At 74.0% G+C, this 14,083-nt stretch carries 10 protein-coding genes and 1 tRNA gene; 4 read left to right on the forward strand and 7 right to left on the reverse strand.

Annotated features, from left to right (window positions below; translation table 11 throughout):
• Positions 1-37: 37 nt before the first annotated feature.
• Positions 38-1,999, reverse strand: coding sequence for an FAD-dependent oxidoreductase (locus ACWFQ8_RS17250; protein ID WP_453787066.1), 1,962 nt, complete (start codon positions 1,997-1,999; stop codon positions 38-40).
• 364 nt (positions 2,000-2,363) lie between these two features.
• On the opposite strand from ACWFQ8_RS17250, the gene ACWFQ8_RS17255 reads away from it, so the two are divergent.
• A complete protein-coding gene (locus ACWFQ8_RS17255; protein WP_453787067.1) occupies positions 2,364-3,998 on the forward strand; it encodes an alpha/beta hydrolase in 1,635 nt (544 codons plus the stop codon).
• A gap of 94 nt (positions 3,999-4,092) precedes the next feature.
• Here ACWFQ8_RS17255 and ACWFQ8_RS17260 read toward each other — a convergent pair whose 3' ends face one another.
• Both ACWFQ8_RS17260 and ACWFQ8_RS17265 read right to left on the reverse strand, forming a co-directional pair.
• On the reverse strand, positions 4,093-4,506 hold the full coding sequence (locus tag ACWFQ8_RS17260) for a PaaI family thioesterase (protein ID WP_453787068.1): 414 nt from the start codon (positions 4,504-4,506) through the stop codon (positions 4,093-4,095).
• A 96-nt stretch (positions 4,507-4,602) separates the two neighbouring features.
• Positions 4,603-6,636: an oxidoreductase gene (locus tag ACWFQ8_RS17265; RefSeq protein WP_453787069.1), complete on the reverse strand. Its 2,034-nt coding sequence runs from the start codon at positions 6,634-6,636 to the stop codon at positions 4,603-4,605.
• A 281-nt stretch (positions 6,637-6,917) separates the two neighbouring features.
• Here ACWFQ8_RS17265 and ACWFQ8_RS17270 point away from each other — a divergent pair.
• Both ACWFQ8_RS17270 and ACWFQ8_RS17275 read left to right on the forward strand, forming a co-directional pair.
• Positions 6,918-6,993 (forward strand) — tRNA-Pro (locus tag ACWFQ8_RS17270).
• Positions 6,993-9,287 carry a hypothetical protein gene (locus ACWFQ8_RS17275; RefSeq protein WP_453787070.1) on the forward strand — a complete coding sequence of 765 codons (2,295 nt, stop codon included), beginning with the start codon at positions 6,993-6,995 and terminating at the stop codon, positions 9,285-9,287. The genes ACWFQ8_RS17270 and ACWFQ8_RS17275 overlap by 1 nt, the downstream gene beginning before the upstream one ends.
• Before the next feature lie 26 nt (positions 9,288-9,313).
• On the opposite strand, the gene ACWFQ8_RS17280 is transcribed toward ACWFQ8_RS17275, so the two are convergent.
• The 4 genes from ACWFQ8_RS17280 to ACWFQ8_RS17295 all read right to left on the reverse strand — a co-directional run bounded on the left by ACWFQ8_RS17280 (position 9,314) and on the right by ACWFQ8_RS17295 (position 12,092).
• Positions 9,314-9,751, reverse strand: a complete 438-nt coding sequence (locus ACWFQ8_RS17280; protein WP_453787071.1) for an adenylyltransferase/cytidyltransferase family protein — start codon at positions 9,749-9,751, stop codon at positions 9,314-9,316.
• A 219-nt stretch (positions 9,752-9,970) separates the two neighbouring features.
• The gene (locus tag ACWFQ8_RS17285) at positions 9,971-10,336 is read right to left on the reverse strand and encodes a hypothetical protein (RefSeq protein WP_453787072.1); all 366 of its coding nucleotides are present in this window, start codon (positions 10,334-10,336) and stop codon (positions 9,971-9,973) included.
• Between the two features lie 163 nt (positions 10,337-10,499).
• Positions 10,500-11,435: a serine/threonine dehydratase gene (locus tag ACWFQ8_RS17290; RefSeq protein ID WP_453787073.1), complete on the reverse strand. Its 936-nt coding sequence runs from the start codon at positions 11,433-11,435 to the stop codon at positions 10,500-10,502.
• 15 nt (positions 11,436-11,450) lie between these two features.
• Entirely contained in the window at positions 11,451-12,092 is a 642-nt protein-coding gene (locus tag ACWFQ8_RS17295; RefSeq protein ID WP_453787074.1) for a TetR/AcrR family transcriptional regulator, read from the reverse strand.
• 180 nt (positions 12,093-12,272) lie between these two features.
• On the opposite strand from ACWFQ8_RS17295, the gene ACWFQ8_RS17300 reads away from it, so the two are divergent.
• Positions 12,273-13,964: a ricin-type beta-trefoil lectin domain protein gene (locus ACWFQ8_RS17300; RefSeq protein WP_453787075.1), complete on the forward strand. Its 1,692-nt coding sequence runs from the start codon at positions 12,273-12,275 to the stop codon at positions 13,962-13,964.
• The last annotated feature ends 119 nt before the right edge of the window (positions 13,965-14,083 follow it).

Consider the following 14,083-nt stretch of genomic DNA (forward strand, 5'->3'; position numbering starts at 1 on the left):
CGCCGCGCCGGCCGGGCACGGCGCGGCTCCCCGTCGCTCACTGCGCCGCGTGCACCTCCAGAGCCGTCCGAACCGCCGACTCCAGGGCGCCTTCGATCCAGGCGGGCTTGACCGAGGTGTGGCAGCCGGCGAAGTGCAGGTTGCCCTCGGCCGCCCGGACGTGGGGGAAGAGCTCGGTGTGCTGACCGGGCAGGAGGACGGAGGCCTCACCGTAGGCGTACGGGTCCCGCATCCAGGACTGGGTGCGTCCGACGCCGGTGTAGAACACCTCGATCCGCTGCCCGAACACCTCCTGTACCCCGGCGAGGGCACGCGGGTAGCGCTCCTCGTCGTCGAGGGAGTCCCACTTCAGGGCGTCGTCCGCCCAGCTGTAGGAGGCGAGGACCACGCCGCCGGGGCTGCCCTCGACGGGGTAGGAGGGCTGGAACATGAAGCGGTTGGGGTTGTCGGTGGCCGAGCCGCCGCCGATGACGCCCGCCGCCTCGGGCTGGTCGCGGGCCACGACGCGGCTGGCGGCGTAGTGCGAGCGCTGCCCGGCTGAGATGTGCCCCTTGGGCACGGAGGGGTGGGCGCCCAGCATGCCGCCCTCGCCGGAGGCCTGGCCCAGCTGGTACTTCCGGTACAGGCCGGGCTGTACGGCTTCCAGTTCGCGCTTCCAGTCCGCTTCGTCGAACTCCCACCAGCGGCGGCTGAACTCCAGCAGCACCTTGGTGGCGGCGTCGTAGTGCAGCTCGGTGACCGCGCGGCGCTTGCCGTAGGAGAGGGCGGGAGTGACCGGGATGTGGCGCAGTCCCGAGAAGGGGACCGTGATGATCGCGGTGTCGCCGGTAAAGGTCTCGCGCCGTACCGGGGCGCCGTCGCGGCCCTCGGAGACGGTCTCCACGGCGACGCTGCCCGGGCCGTGCGTGATGCGGGTGGCGCGGCGGTCGAGCCGGACCAGATCCTTGACGCGGGCGTAGAGCGCGTCGGCCAGGGTGGCGGTGCCGTCGGGCAGTTCGAAGAAGGCCGTGTCCGGGCTGATCAGCGAGGACCCGATGAAGCTGTGCACGAAGGCCAGGTGCAGCCGGGAGGTGAGGTTCTCCACGGTTCCCACGAGGTCGATGGTCCGCTCGTCCAGCTCGGCCTCCTCGGTCAGGAAGCGGTACATCGACATGTGGCCGTAGCGCTGGATGACCCGGGCCCAGCCCTCGACGAGCTCCTTGTCCTTCTTGCCCTCGATCTCCTTGCGCACCGGAGCGAAGGCGTTGCGCACGATCTGCGCGGCCGGCAGGGACTCGTAGGCCGCCGGGACCCCGAAGGAGCGGTTGAGGGCCTGCGGGCTGCGGGCGTAGTCGGCCCGGCGGACGCGGATGCCGTTGACGAAGATCCAGGTGCGGTAGGCGGGGCGGCCGGACGCGTCGACGTCGACCAGGTGGAAGCGCCGGCGCTTCAGCCCGAGGCTGTCGATCAGACCGGTGACCAGGGGGTGGCTGTCGGGAATGCGCATCGCCCCGGCCTCGGCGTACTGCTTCGGGTCGGCGAAGGCCGGGGCGGACTTCTCGTGGCCGCCGGTACGGAAGGTCTTGATCCGGCCCCCCACGCGGTTGCCGTTGGCCTCGATGACGGTGACCTGGTGCCCGGCCTCGCGCAACAGGTGGGCGGCGGTCAGCCCGGCCGGGCCGGCGCCGACGACCAGCACCTTCTTGGCGGGGCGGCCGGCTCCGCGGCCCCGGGGCAGACCGTTCCTCAGGAGGACGTCCGCGTAGCGCGGCACCAGCGGCTGGTCCTCCTCGTCCCGGACGAGGATGGCGCGGGCGATGGTGAGGCAGGTCTCCCAGTCGGGGCGGGCGGAGCCGGACGGGGCCCGCGTGGTGGTGCCCGCGGACGCGGCGGCGACGCTCAGAGCGCCGGCGGACGCGACCGCGGCGGCTCCGGCGATGAGGGTGCGACGGGAGGGGCGGCGGGAGGCGTGTGCCGCCGGTTCGTCCGTGGAGTCGCGGTCGGGGGGTTCGATGATCATGGGTCAACTCTTGCGGCCCCCGGTCGCCTTGAACGCCGATCGGAGCCCCGGGGAGGAACAACCACCCGGACGTGCGGCGGCGGCCGCCCGGCATTGACGAACGGGATTTCGGGCGGCCCGGCGCCCGCGCGCCCCGCGGGTGCCGCCGGCCCGGACGGACGGCCCGGAGGGAACGGCCGGGACGGGTCGGAGCCGGACGGGAGCGGCCGGGACCGGCCGACGACGACGGCGTGTCGGCCAGTTGTCCGGATTTCAGCTCGTTCGTGAGGAGCACAGGGATCGGCCCTCGGGGATGATTCCCCCGTCCCGCCGGTGCAACAAGCTGAGTCCGTCAGCGACTTCATCGAAAGGATGGACCGCCATCGTGCGTCTGAAACGCCTCGCCCCGCTGCTCGCCACCGCCGGGCTCGTCGCGACCACCGTGCCGCTCCTGGCCGCGACCCAGGCCTCCGCCGCCTCCGCGTCGGACTACCTGCGGCAGAAGCCCGCCTGGCAGCGGTGCAGCGCCGAGCAGCCGGCCTCGTACGAATGCGCCACCCTCAAGGTGCCGCTCGACTACCGGCGTCCGCAGGGGCGCACGATCGACCTCGCGATATCGCGGATAAAGAGCGAGAACCCGGCCCAGCGGCACGGCGCGATGCTCTTCAACCCGGGCGGTCCCGGCGGTTCCGGGCTCGACCTGCCGCTGCTGATGAACGCCTCCATGCCCAAGGAGGTACGCGACCAGTACGACCTGATCGGCTTCGACCCCCGCGGCGTCGGCGCCAGCAGTCCGATCACCTGCGGCCTGACCGAGGCCGAGCAGAACATCGACCGGCCGTACCGGCCCGAGACGTACCCCTCGGACGTGGAGTGGGCGCGTACCGTCGCCGACAAGTGCCGGGAGAAGGCCGGCGACGTACTGCCGCACATCACCACCCGGAACACGGCCCGCGACATGGACACCATCCGTGCGGTGCTCGGCGAGCGGAAGATCTCCTTCGTCGGCTACTCGTACGGCACCTACCTCGGCGCCGTCTACTCGCAGATGTTCCCGGCCCGCACCGACCGCTTCGTGCTCGACAGCGGCGTGGACCCCACGAGGATCTGGCGCGGCATGATCCAGGTGTGGGCCAGCGAGGCGGAGCCGGCGTACAAGCGGTGGACGGAGTGGGCCGCGCAGCGGTCCTCGGAGTACCACCTCGGCGACACCCCGCAGGCGGTGTCGCAGACCTTCTGGGGGCTGGTGGCGCGCGCCGACCGGGAGCCGATCGACCTCTACGGGCAGAAGCTGACGGGTGACGACATCCGTACCGCCCGGGGGCTGTTCTTCTACCCGGCGCAGGTCACCCCGCTGATCGTGGAGCTCAAGGCGGCTGCCGAGGGCAAGCCGCGTCCGGCGGCCACGTCCGGCACGGCCGTACCGGACGTGAAGAAACTGCTGGCCGAGGGCCGGACACCGATCCGCTCCGCGGTGGGCGGTCCGGCCGGCCGGACCGTCACGGCGGGGGCCGAGCCGGCCGCCGACAACGGGACCGCGGTCTTCCTGTCCGTCATCTGCGGGGACACCGGCGCCTGGCCGCGCTACACCGAGCAGTACGAGCGGGACGCGGCGAAGGACAAGGTCCGCTACCCCCTGTACGGCGACTTCGCCTCCAACATCAAGCCGTGCGCCTTCTGGAACCGGCCCGTCGAGGCGGCCACTCCGATGCGGGCCCGGGCCGGCGTCCTGACCGTGCAGAACGAATGGGACTCGCAGACACCGCTCGTCAGCGGCCAGGGCCTGCACAAGGCGCTCAAGGGCTCGCGCATGGTGCTGGTGGCCGGCGGCGAGGGCCACGGCGTCTACCTCGTGGACCCCACCTCGTGCGCCAACGCGCCCGTCAACAGCTACCTGACGACGGGCCGGCTGCCGCGGGAGGACATCACCTGCCAGAACCAGCCGAGCGGTACGGAGCGCCGCGGGGGCGCCACCTCGCCGAAGCCCCTCCCGCTCCCGTCCGCCCCCGACCGATTCTGACCACTTCTGACCATCCCTTTCTGCCTCTGATCACTTCCGATCGCCCTTGATCCCGGGCCCGTCCGGCAACCCGCCGGACGGGTCCCGGCCGTTCTCAGCCGAGCAGGGCGTAGACGGTGGAGGCACTCGCGGCCGGCTCGCTCTCGCCCTCGGCGGTGAGGGTGACGTCGGCGAAGGCCATCCGCTTGCCGAGTTTGGTGACCCGTACGTCGATCAGCACATCGGCGCCGGTCACGGGCCGCTGGAAGCTGGTCGACTGCTGGACGGTGGTCATCGGGCCGTAGCCACCGCGCGCGGCGGAGATCGCGACGACGGTCGCGGTGTCGGCGGCCGCCATCAGCGCCTGCCCGGACAGGCCTCCGCCGTCCCGGGCCAGGGCGTCGGACCAGGGCAGCCGCAAGACGGCGTGCCGTTCGCCGGTCTCCACGACGGTCAGGCCGAGGGCGAGCACCCAGGGGGCGAAGTTGTCGGCCAGGATCTTGTCGGCTTCCGCCGGTGTCAGCGTCACCGGACGATTGTGGCGGCCCCGGGCGGGCCGCCACAACACCGCCGGCACGACCGGAACTCCGCGGTCGAGCCGGGCGTCCGGCGTCCGGCGTCCGGGTCAGAGGGTGGCGGCCAGCTCGGTGCCCTGGCGGATGGCCCGCTTGGCGTCGAGCTCGGCCGCCACGTCCGCGCCGCCGATCAGGTGCGCCTCGACACCGGCCGCGCGCAGCGCCTCGTACAGGTCGCGGCGCGGCTCCTGGCCGGTGCACAGGACCACCGTGTCCGCGGGTACGAGGTGCGGCTCGCCGCCGACGGTGATGTGCAGGCCCTCGTCGTCGATGCGCTCGTACGCGGCCCCGGCGACGGAGACGACGCCCCGGTGCTTGAGTTCGGCGCGGTGGATCCAGCCGGTCGTGGTGCCGAGCCCGCCGCCCACCTTGGTCGCCTTGCGCTGGAGCAGGTGGACCTGGCGCGGCGGCGCGGGCCGGACGGGGGCGGTGAGGCCGCCGGGGCCGGTGTACTCGGTGTCCACGCCCCAGTGGCGGAAGTAGACGTCGGGGTCCTGCGAGGCGCCCTCGCCGCTGTCGGTCAGGAACTCGGCGACGTCGAAGCCGATGCCGCCCGCGCCGACGACCGCGACCCGCTCGCCGACGGGGGCGCCGTCGCGGAGCACGTCCAGGTAGCTGACCACGTGGGGGTGGTCCACGCCGTCGATGTCGGGAGTGCGGGGGGTGACGCCCGTCGCGACGACGACCTCGTCGTAGCCCCGGAGGGTCTCCACGTCCGCCCGGGTGTTCAGGCGGACCTCCACGCCGCTCTCCACGAGCTGCGTGCCGTAGTAGCGGATGGTCTCCTCGAACTCCTCCTTGCCCGGTATCCGGCGGGCGATGTCGAGCTGCCCGCCGATGTGGCCCGAGGCCTCGAAGAGGGTGACGGCGTGGCCGCGTCCCGCGGCGCTCACGGAGCAGGCGAGTCCGGCCGGGCCGGCGCCGACGACGGCGACGCGCTTGGCCCGGCGCGTGGGCGACAGGACGAGTTCCGTCTCGTGGCAGGCGCGCGGGTTGACCAGACAGCTGGTGATCTTGCCGCTGAAGGTGTGGTCGAGGCAGGCCTGATTGCAGCCGATGCAGGTGTTGATGGTCTCGGGGCGTCCGGCGGCGGCCTTGGCCACGAAGTCGGCGTCGGCGAGGAAGGGCCGGGCCAGGGAGACCAGGTCGGCCCGTCCGTCGGCGAGCAACTCCTCGGCGATCTCGGGGGTGTTGATCCGGTTGCTGGTGACCAGCGGGACGGATACCGCGCCCATCAGCCGCTTGGTGACCCAGGTGTAGGCACCGCGCGGGACGGAGGTGGCGATGGTGGGGATGCGGGCCTCGTGCCAGCCGATGCCGGTGTTGATGAGGGTGGCGCCGGCCGCCTCGACCTCCTTGGCGAGGTGGACGACCTCGTCGAGGGTGGAGCCGCCGGGGATGAGGTCGAGCATCGAGAGGCGGTAGACGATGATGAAGTCCTCGCCGACGGCCGCTCGGGTGCGCCGGACGATCTCCAGGGGGAAGCGCACCCGGTTCTCGTACGCGCCGCCCCAGCGGTCGGTGCGCTTGTTGGTCGCGGCGGCGATGAACTCGTTGATCAGGTAGCCCTCGGAGCCCATGATCTCGACGCCGTCGTAGCCGGCGAGCTTGGCCAGCCGGGCGGCGCGGACGAAGTCCTCGACGGTCCGCTCGACCTGGACGTCGGTGAGCTCGTTCGGGACGAAGGGGCTGATGGGGGCCTGGAGGGCGCTGGGGGCGACCAGGTCCTTGTGGTAGGCGTAGCGGCCGAAGTGGAGGATCTGCATCGCGATCTTCCCGCCTTCGGCGTGCACGGCCTCGGTGATCACCCGGTGCTCGGCGGCCTCGTCCTCGGTGGTGAGGCGGGAGCCGCCCTCGAAGGGGCGGCCGGCGTCGTTCGGCGCGATGCCGCCCGTGACGATCAGGCCGGCGCCGCCCCGGGCGCGCTCGGCGTAGAAGGCGGCGAGGCGCTCGAAACCGCCCTCGTGCTCTTCGAGACCGGTGTGCATCGAGCCCATGATCACGCGGTTGGGCAGGGTCGTGAAACCGAGGTCCAGCGGGCTGAGCAGATGCGGGTAGCGGCTCTGGGGACTCTGCGGGCTCATCGGGGGTGCCTCCTCGCACACGGGTGATGAACCTGTTCTAGCGAGGCGCGGGAGGTTTTGCAACTAAGTGCATAACCAGGATGAGGCCCCGCCCGACGGGAAACCCGGGGCCACGGGCCTGCCGGCCCGGGTGCCTGTGTCGGAGTTCACGGCGGCCGCGCCCGAGCGGGCCCGCTCGGGCGGGGATCATCGCCGCCGCCGGCCCTCGGGTCCGCGGTTCGGCCGGCCCCGGGGTAATGCGTTGCGAGGGCCCCGCGGCGGCGCATAGGTTCCCCCCATCACGGCGTGTAGCTCAGCAGGCAGAGCACCGGGCTCGGGACCCGGAGGGCGCAGGGGCGGAACCTGCCACGCCGGCCATGGACACATACGCTGACAAGCAGCCTCCCACCGCATCCCCGTCGTACGCGGCCGCCCGGCTGGCCCGGGCCACCCGCACCGCGCTGACCCACAAGGACGCCGCCACGCGCGAGCGGGCGGAGTCCCGTGTGATGCGCTGGCGCGCCGTGCTGTCCGGCATGGCCGCCGGGACCCTGTCCGTCGGCTCGCGCACGCCGGTCGCCGGGCTGCCCGCCTGGGTCACCCCGGACGTCGTCACCGGCGGGTTCGCCACCGGCGCGGCCTCGGCCGGCGGGCCGCTGCTGGCGTACGAGGAGGAGGCCGCCCGCAGGGCCGGCGTACCGGCGACCCGGGCGGCCCTGTTCGCGCACAGCCTCACCGAGGACGGGCTGGCCCGGCTGTGGGCCCTGCTCGACAGCGGGCGCTACGAGGTACGGGTGCCCGAGGAGGCGGCGCTGGCGACCGTCGCGTGGCTGGTGCGCGCCGGGGACTTCGAGGCCGCGGCCGAACTCGTCGCCGTGCTGGAGCCGTTCGCCGACCGGCTGCGCTTCACCCCCCGGCCCGCGGACCGCCCCGCGCCCGGGGTGGGCGCCGTGCACCGCAGGACCGTCGGCGAGGCCGCCGCGGCGCTCGCGCGCCGCGCGCCGAACCCGGCCGTGGAGGCGCAGCGGGAGGCGCTGACCGTCTGGCGGCCCTTCGAGGACGAACTGCTCGCCCACCGGCTGGAGGCCGTCACGGGCGCGGCCGGCTCGCGGTGGCACGCGGACGGCGCCGCCCTGCTGGCGCGTTACGGGGCGCTCGCCGCCGCGCACACCCGCTGCACCAAGCACCTGAACCCCAAGTCCAACGCGGCCATCCTGCGCCGGGCCCTCGCGGAGGAGGTCGCCGGCCGCACCCCCGCTCCCCGGCTGGCCGGGCTGCTGCGGGTCGCCGTGGACGCCATGGTCGCCAAGCGCGGACGGCCCGGTTCCGCCGCGCACACCCGGCTGCGGGGGGCCCAGGCCGCGCAGGCGGCGCTGCCCTCCCACCACGCCTTGGCCGCCTTGGTGCTGGGCCGGCTCTCCACGCTCGACCAGGGCGCGGGCACGGCCGACGTCGGATCGCCGGTGACCCCGGTGACCGCCGGGGAGGCCGCGGCCACGGGCCTGCCCGAGGGCGCCGCGATCCCGCCGGCGATCGCCGCCACCGTCGCCGCCGCGCTCAGCGCGCCGCTGGAGACGCTGGTCGAGCGCGGCGTCGTACCGTCCGCCGAGGTACTGGCCGAGCTGGTGCCGCAGTTGGTCGCGGCCGTCAGCGCCGAGCGGTACGCGGACGCGTCGCTGCGGACCCTCGCGGCCGCCACCTACCGCGCCTTCCGCGGCCGGCGGTCCCTGCTGCTGCTCGACCTGGCGCACCAGGTGCGGATCGAGGAGCTTCCCTGGGTCCGTGCGGTCGCCGCCCACGCGCGCGCCGACGGGCCCGGCCGGGAGCCCGCCCACGAGGCCCTGCGCCGGCTCGGCGAACTGGCCGTGCGGGCCTTTCCCGCCACCGTGCTGCCCAATCCTCTGGTACGGGAGCTGGCCCAGTTGTCCGGCCAGGCCGACCTGGGCGCGCCGTTCGTGGAGGAGCTCGCCGCCGACATCTTCACCGGGACCTTCAGCCCGAAGTTCCTGCAGGCCGCCGGGGTGGCCGCCGAGCTGCTCGAAGGCAGCCTGTACGAGCGGTACTACGGCATCGACTACGCCGCCGTACGGGCCATGGCGATCGCGCGCGGCGCCATGGCCCGCGGCGGCGGCCGGTCGGCGTCGGCGCCGGCGTCCGTACCGGAGTTCGCGCGGCTGTGCGCCGAGCGCGCCGGTGGTTCCCCCGGCCGGTCGGTGGCGGCGAACGGCAAGGTCATCGAGCAGGCCCAGATCCTCACGACGCACAACCTCGCCACGTTGGTCGCACGGGTCGGGATCGCCCCGCGTCCCGGCTGGGCGGCCCTGGCGGGCGACTGCTTCACCACCGTGTGCCGTCTGGTGGCCCGGGTGGAGGGCCACCCGTACCCGCTGGCGACCGTCAAGGACGCGGCGTACGCCTGGCGGCAGATGCTCTTCCACCTCTCGCTGTGCGAGCCGGCGGAGCGGGCGGACGCGCTGGCCCGGATCGAGGCGGAGGCCGCCCGCCGGCCGGCGCACGTGCGGACCCGGCTCGCCCCCGCCCTCGCGGGGCTGCGCCTGGTGGCCGCGGGCGCCGCGTTCGGCCCGGACGGTACCGCCGACTCCGGCCGCGCCCGGCGACTGCTGGGCTGGAGCACCGGCGGCCACTGGATGCGGTCGCCCGCGGCCCCGTAGGCCCCTGGGCGGGACCCGACGCCGCGCTACGAAGCGGCTCGGGCCGGGTCCAGGAGGAACTGGAGGCGTCGGCGGAGCAGGGAACTGGAGACGTGCGAGGTGTACGGAAGGTAGACGACCTCCACACCCAGGGCCCCGAAGTCGCGCTCCCACTGGACCCCGCGCTCGGTGCCCTGCCAGTCCTCGCCCTTGAACAGGCGGTGGAAGCCGACCTGGTGCCAGGCTTCCACCTTCTCCAGCGTGGAATCGGCCACGGCCTCGTCGACGAACTCCACGGCACGCACTATTTCCAGCCGTTCGTCGAACGGCACGACGGGGGCGTGCCCCTTGTGCGCGGCGACCTCGTCGACGAGCACCCCGGCGACGAGGTGGTCACAGTGCGCCCGCGCCTCCCGGAGGAGGTTGAGGTGTCCGACGTGGAAGAGGTCGAAAACACCGGACGCGTAGCCGATGATGCGAGACACGGGCTCCCCTGAGCTGTGCGGATACCCTCGGTTACCGCAGGGCAGCCTGATCGTAGAGCAGGGGTGGCGGCGGGCACGAGGGGGGCCCGCCCCCCGGTCCGACGGGTCCTCCTCGGCAGGCCGGCGCCTGCGGGACCGGGCCCGCGCGGGCGCCGTCGGGGAACCTCCGGGGGCGTCCGCGCCCGCCGGGCCGGCGCCCGGACGAGGGGGCGCAGCGACCTACTTCAGGGGATATTCGGCCTTCTCGGCGAGCTTCCCGTCCGTGAAGCAGAAGCGGAAGACTGTCTCGTTCCCGCCCTTGCTCTCCCCGTTGGACATGTACCAGGAGCACTGACTGCCGCCGGGCTGGGCCGGGCCGCCCTCCTTGAGCCCTTCCTTCATGAAGGTCTCGCCCGACGGGAGGCGGTCGCGCACCGCCTGCTCCGCGTCGCCGACCTGGACCGCCGCGTACACCTCCGGAGCGACCAGGGTCTTGCCGGCCACGTCCAGGATCTTCCCGAAACCGATGAACAGGGCCACGACGAGCGCCACGCCCACCACCAGCGCCGCTCCGCACCCGATCAGACAACCCTTGCGCTGTGCCACGCCGTTCCTCCGTAGTCCCGCCGCGTCCGGGCGTCGATCGCCCGGACACCTCGACCCTCGCAAAGGGCGGTGTCCCGGCGCCGTCCTCGAAAGTCGTCCGCCGTCGCGACCATCGTCGTTCGAGCGAGCCCGGCGGGAGGCGGGAGGTCACGCGGACATGCGGTCACGAGGTCACGAGGTCGCCCGGGTCGGTGTTGGCCCCGCAGAGGACGACCGCGATCCGGGCACCCGGCGGCGTCGGCTCCGCGCGCAGTGCCGCCAGAGCGGTGGCCGCACCCGGTTCGACGACGATCCGGTGCTCCTCCCAAAGGGCCCTGCGGGCGGCCGTGATCGCCGCGTCGGGGACGAGCACGGAGCGCACGTCCCCGTCCCGGGCGGCGGCCAGGGCGTCCGCCGAGACCCGGGTGGCCCCGAGGGAGTCGGCGGCCACGGAGTCCACGGGGACGTCCACCGGGTGCCCGGCGGCCAGGGCCGCGTTCAGGGCCCGGCAGTTCTCGGGCTCGGCCGCGAGCACCCGTACGCCGTGTTCGCGCGCGGCGGTGGCGATGCCGGCGAACAGCCCGCCGCCGCCGACCGCGACGACCACGGTGTCCAGACCGGGCAGCGCGGCGCGCACCTCGTCGAGCAGTGTGCCGGCGCCCGCGGCGATGAGCGGGTGGTCGTAGGCATGACTGCTCAGGGCCCCGCTCCGGGCGGCGAACTCCTCGCACGCCGCCAGCGCCTCGGCGTAGCGGTCCCCCACGAGCCGGACGTCTGCGCCGTAGCCGCGCAGCCGTTCCACCTTCACCCGCGGGGCGTTGGCCGGCAGGAACACGGTCGCGGGCACCTCCTGGGCGCGCGCCGCCCAGGCGCAGGCGAGTCCCGCGTTGCCGCCGGAGGCGATGGTGACCCCGGCGCCCGGCAGGGTGCCGGCCCGGTGGTGGGCGGCGAGGAAGTTGCGGGCGCCCCGGGCCTTGAAGGAGCCGGTGTGCTGGAGGTACTCCAGTGCGTACCAGACGCCTTCGGCCGCCGGCACGACCGCCGCGGGCCGCACGGCCCCGGCGATCCGGTCGGCGGCGGCGCGCACCGCGGCGTAGTCGAGCTGCTGTTCAGCGCACATGGGTGGGACTGCCTTTCAGACGGCGGGCCGGGCGGCCTCGATCAGCTGGCGCAGGGCGCCGTAGTACACCTCGTGGTCCGTCAGCGCGGGCAGTACGTCGGCCAGCCCGCCGGACAGGACGGGGAACCGCTCCGGGTCGAGCGCGGCCAGCGCCGCCCGCGAGGCGGCGGTGGCGCCGGCCGGGTCCCGGTGGTCCACGAAGGCGGCGCTGCCCAGGGTGAGCAGGTACATGCGGCGGTACGCGGTCATCGCCTCGGCGGGGGTCATGCCGGCGGCCACGCTGTCCGCGAGCGCGGGTTCGACGAGCCGGGCCAGCAGGTGGCGGCCGAGCCACGGCCGGCCGCCGCGCAGGACCAGCAGTCCGGGGTGTGCGGTGAGCAGTTGGTACAGGGCGCGGAAGCGCTGCTCGGTGGCCTGCGCCCAGTCCGTGCCGGGGGCGACGTCGGGCAGCTGCGCCGCCAGGTGCTCCGTGCAGAGGTCGAGCAGCCCGGCGAGGTCGACGCAGCGGCGCTGGACCGTGGCGTGGGAGACGTCGAGCCGTTCGGCGAGGGCGCGGAAGCTGAGCGCGCCCGGCCCGTCCTTGTCGAGGATGCGCAGGGCGGCGACGGCGATCGCCCCGGGGGTGGCGCGGTCCAGTGCGATGGATCTCCTCGGCATGCGATACACCGTAACATACGACGTATCCACGCGCTGGCCGTCCACCGCGTCACTCCTCTCGCGTGACGGCCACTACGGCCAAATTGCTGGTCATTGCGGCTTAACCCTCGACGCATGTTGACAGTGGGTAGTCGCATGGCTCCACTGGGCGCACGACTGCCCCCACGTCAAGGAGACTCCGTGCCGCCTCGCCTGCGCGCCTCGCTCCCCTGTCTGACCGCGGCCGCCCTGTTCGCCCTCGCGCTCTCCCCCGCCCCCGCGGCGGCCGAGCCCCGGGCGACCTCGGACACACCGCTCGCGCTCACCCCGCCCATGGGCTGGAACAACTGGGCGCACTACATGTGCGACATCGACGAGGCCAAGGTCGTCGCCAACGCCGACGCCCTCGTGTCCACCGGCCTCGCCGCCAAGGGCTACGACACGGTGACCATCGACGACTGCTGGATGACCAGGAGCCGCGACGCGGACGGCGCCCTCGTCGTCGACACGCAGAAGTTCCCGCACGGCATGGCCTGGCTCGGCGACTACCTGCACGCCAAGGGCCTGAAGTTCGGCATCTACCAGGACGCGGGCTCCCTGACCTGCGAGAAGTACCCCGGCAGCGGATCGCCCCAGGGCGGCGGGCCGGACCACTACGCCCAGGACGCACGGCAGTTCGCGTCCTGGAAGGTCGACTACGTCAAGATGGACGGCTGCAACCTCTGGGTGCCGGAGGGCAAGACGAAGGAGCAGGCCTACCGCGACGCCTACAACGCCGTCGCCAAGGCCCTGCGGGAGAGCGGCCGCGACATGGTCCTGTCGGCCTCCGCACCCGCCTACTTCCAGCAGGGCGAATGGGGCGGCTCCGACTGGCACAAGGTGCTCGGCTGGGTCGGTGAGACGGGCCAGCTGTGGCGCGAGGGCCGCGACATCAAGGTCTACAACCCGGCCGCGCCCGCCACCTCCCGTTGGAGCTCGGTGCTGGGCAACTACGGCTACAACCGCTGGCTCGGCCGGTACGCGGGCCCCGGGAACTGGAACGACCCCGACTTCCTGATCGCGGGCGCGCCCGGACTCACGGCGGCCGAAGGCCGCAGCCAGGTCGCCCTCTGGGCGATGATGGCCGCCCCCTTCATCCTGTCCTCCGAGGTCTCGAAGCTGACCCCGGCCGGCATCGCCGCCCTCGGCAACACCGACCTGATCGAGCTCGACCAGGACCCGATGGGCCGCCAGGGAGCGGTGGTGTCCTCCAACTCCACCTTCGAGATCCTGGTCCGGCCGCTGGCCGACGGGGACCGGGCGGTGGCCGTGCTCAACCGCTCGGCCGCCGACCGCGACATCGCCGTGCCGCTGGACGAGATCGGCCTGTCCTCCTGCCCGGTCGAGGCGAAGGACCTGTGGACCGGGGAACGGCGCGCGCTCTCCGGGACGCTGACCGGGAAGGTCGGCGCCCACGACACCGGCGTCTGGCGGCTCACCCCGGCGGGCGACTGCGGCGAGGCCGTCCCCACCGGCCAGATCGTCGGCAACGGCGCCAAGTGCGCGGACGGGGCCAACACCACGGGCGTCGGCGCGGTCGTGCTCGCATCCTGCACCGGAGCGCCCGACCAGCGCTGGACCCTCGGCGTCGACGAGCGCCTGCGCCTGGCCGGCGAGTGCCTGTCGGCGGGCGTGGACGGTGTCGTGGAGCTGGCCGACTGCGCCCCCCGGCCGGAGAAGCAGCCCGGCCAGTCCTGGGAGCACCGGCGCGACGGCGCCCTGGTCGAGCAGGTCAGCAGGCTGTGCCTGACGGCGCCGGCCCCGGCCGCGACGCCCGACGCCCCGGCCGAGCCGCTGCGGCTGACGGCGTGCGGCGACCACCGGGTCGACCAGGCCTGGTCCCTGCCGGTCTGACGGCGACGAACGGATGACGCAGATGCACCCGCTGCCGAGCCCGGGGGGCCGGTCTTCCGGCCGACCCCCCGGGCGGGCCCCCGGCTCGGCCCCGCGCCCGGTCCCCGGCCCCCACCCCC

Source organism: Streptomyces sp. NPDC055254 (assembly GCF_053606025.1).

Coding starts and splice junctions, on each gene's coding strand:
- ACWFQ8_RS17295 (WP_453787074.1), bottom strand. CDS start 12,092: ATGCCGAGGAGATCCATCGCACTGGACCGCGCCACCCCCGGGGCGATC.
- ACWFQ8_RS17290 (WP_453787073.1), bottom strand. CDS start 11,435: ATGTGCGCTGAACAGCAGCTCGACTACGCCGCGGTGCGCGCCGCCGCC.
- ACWFQ8_RS17275 (WP_453787070.1), top strand. CDS start 6,993: ATGGACACATACGCTGACAAGCAGCCTCCCACCGCATCCCCGTCGTAC.
- ACWFQ8_RS17250 (WP_453787066.1), bottom strand. CDS start 1,999: ATGATCATCGAACCCCCCGACCGCGACTCCACGGACGAACCGGCGGCA.
- ACWFQ8_RS17265 (WP_453787069.1), bottom strand. CDS start 6,636: ATGAGCCCGCAGAGTCCCCAGAGCCGCTACCCGCATCTGCTCAGCCCG.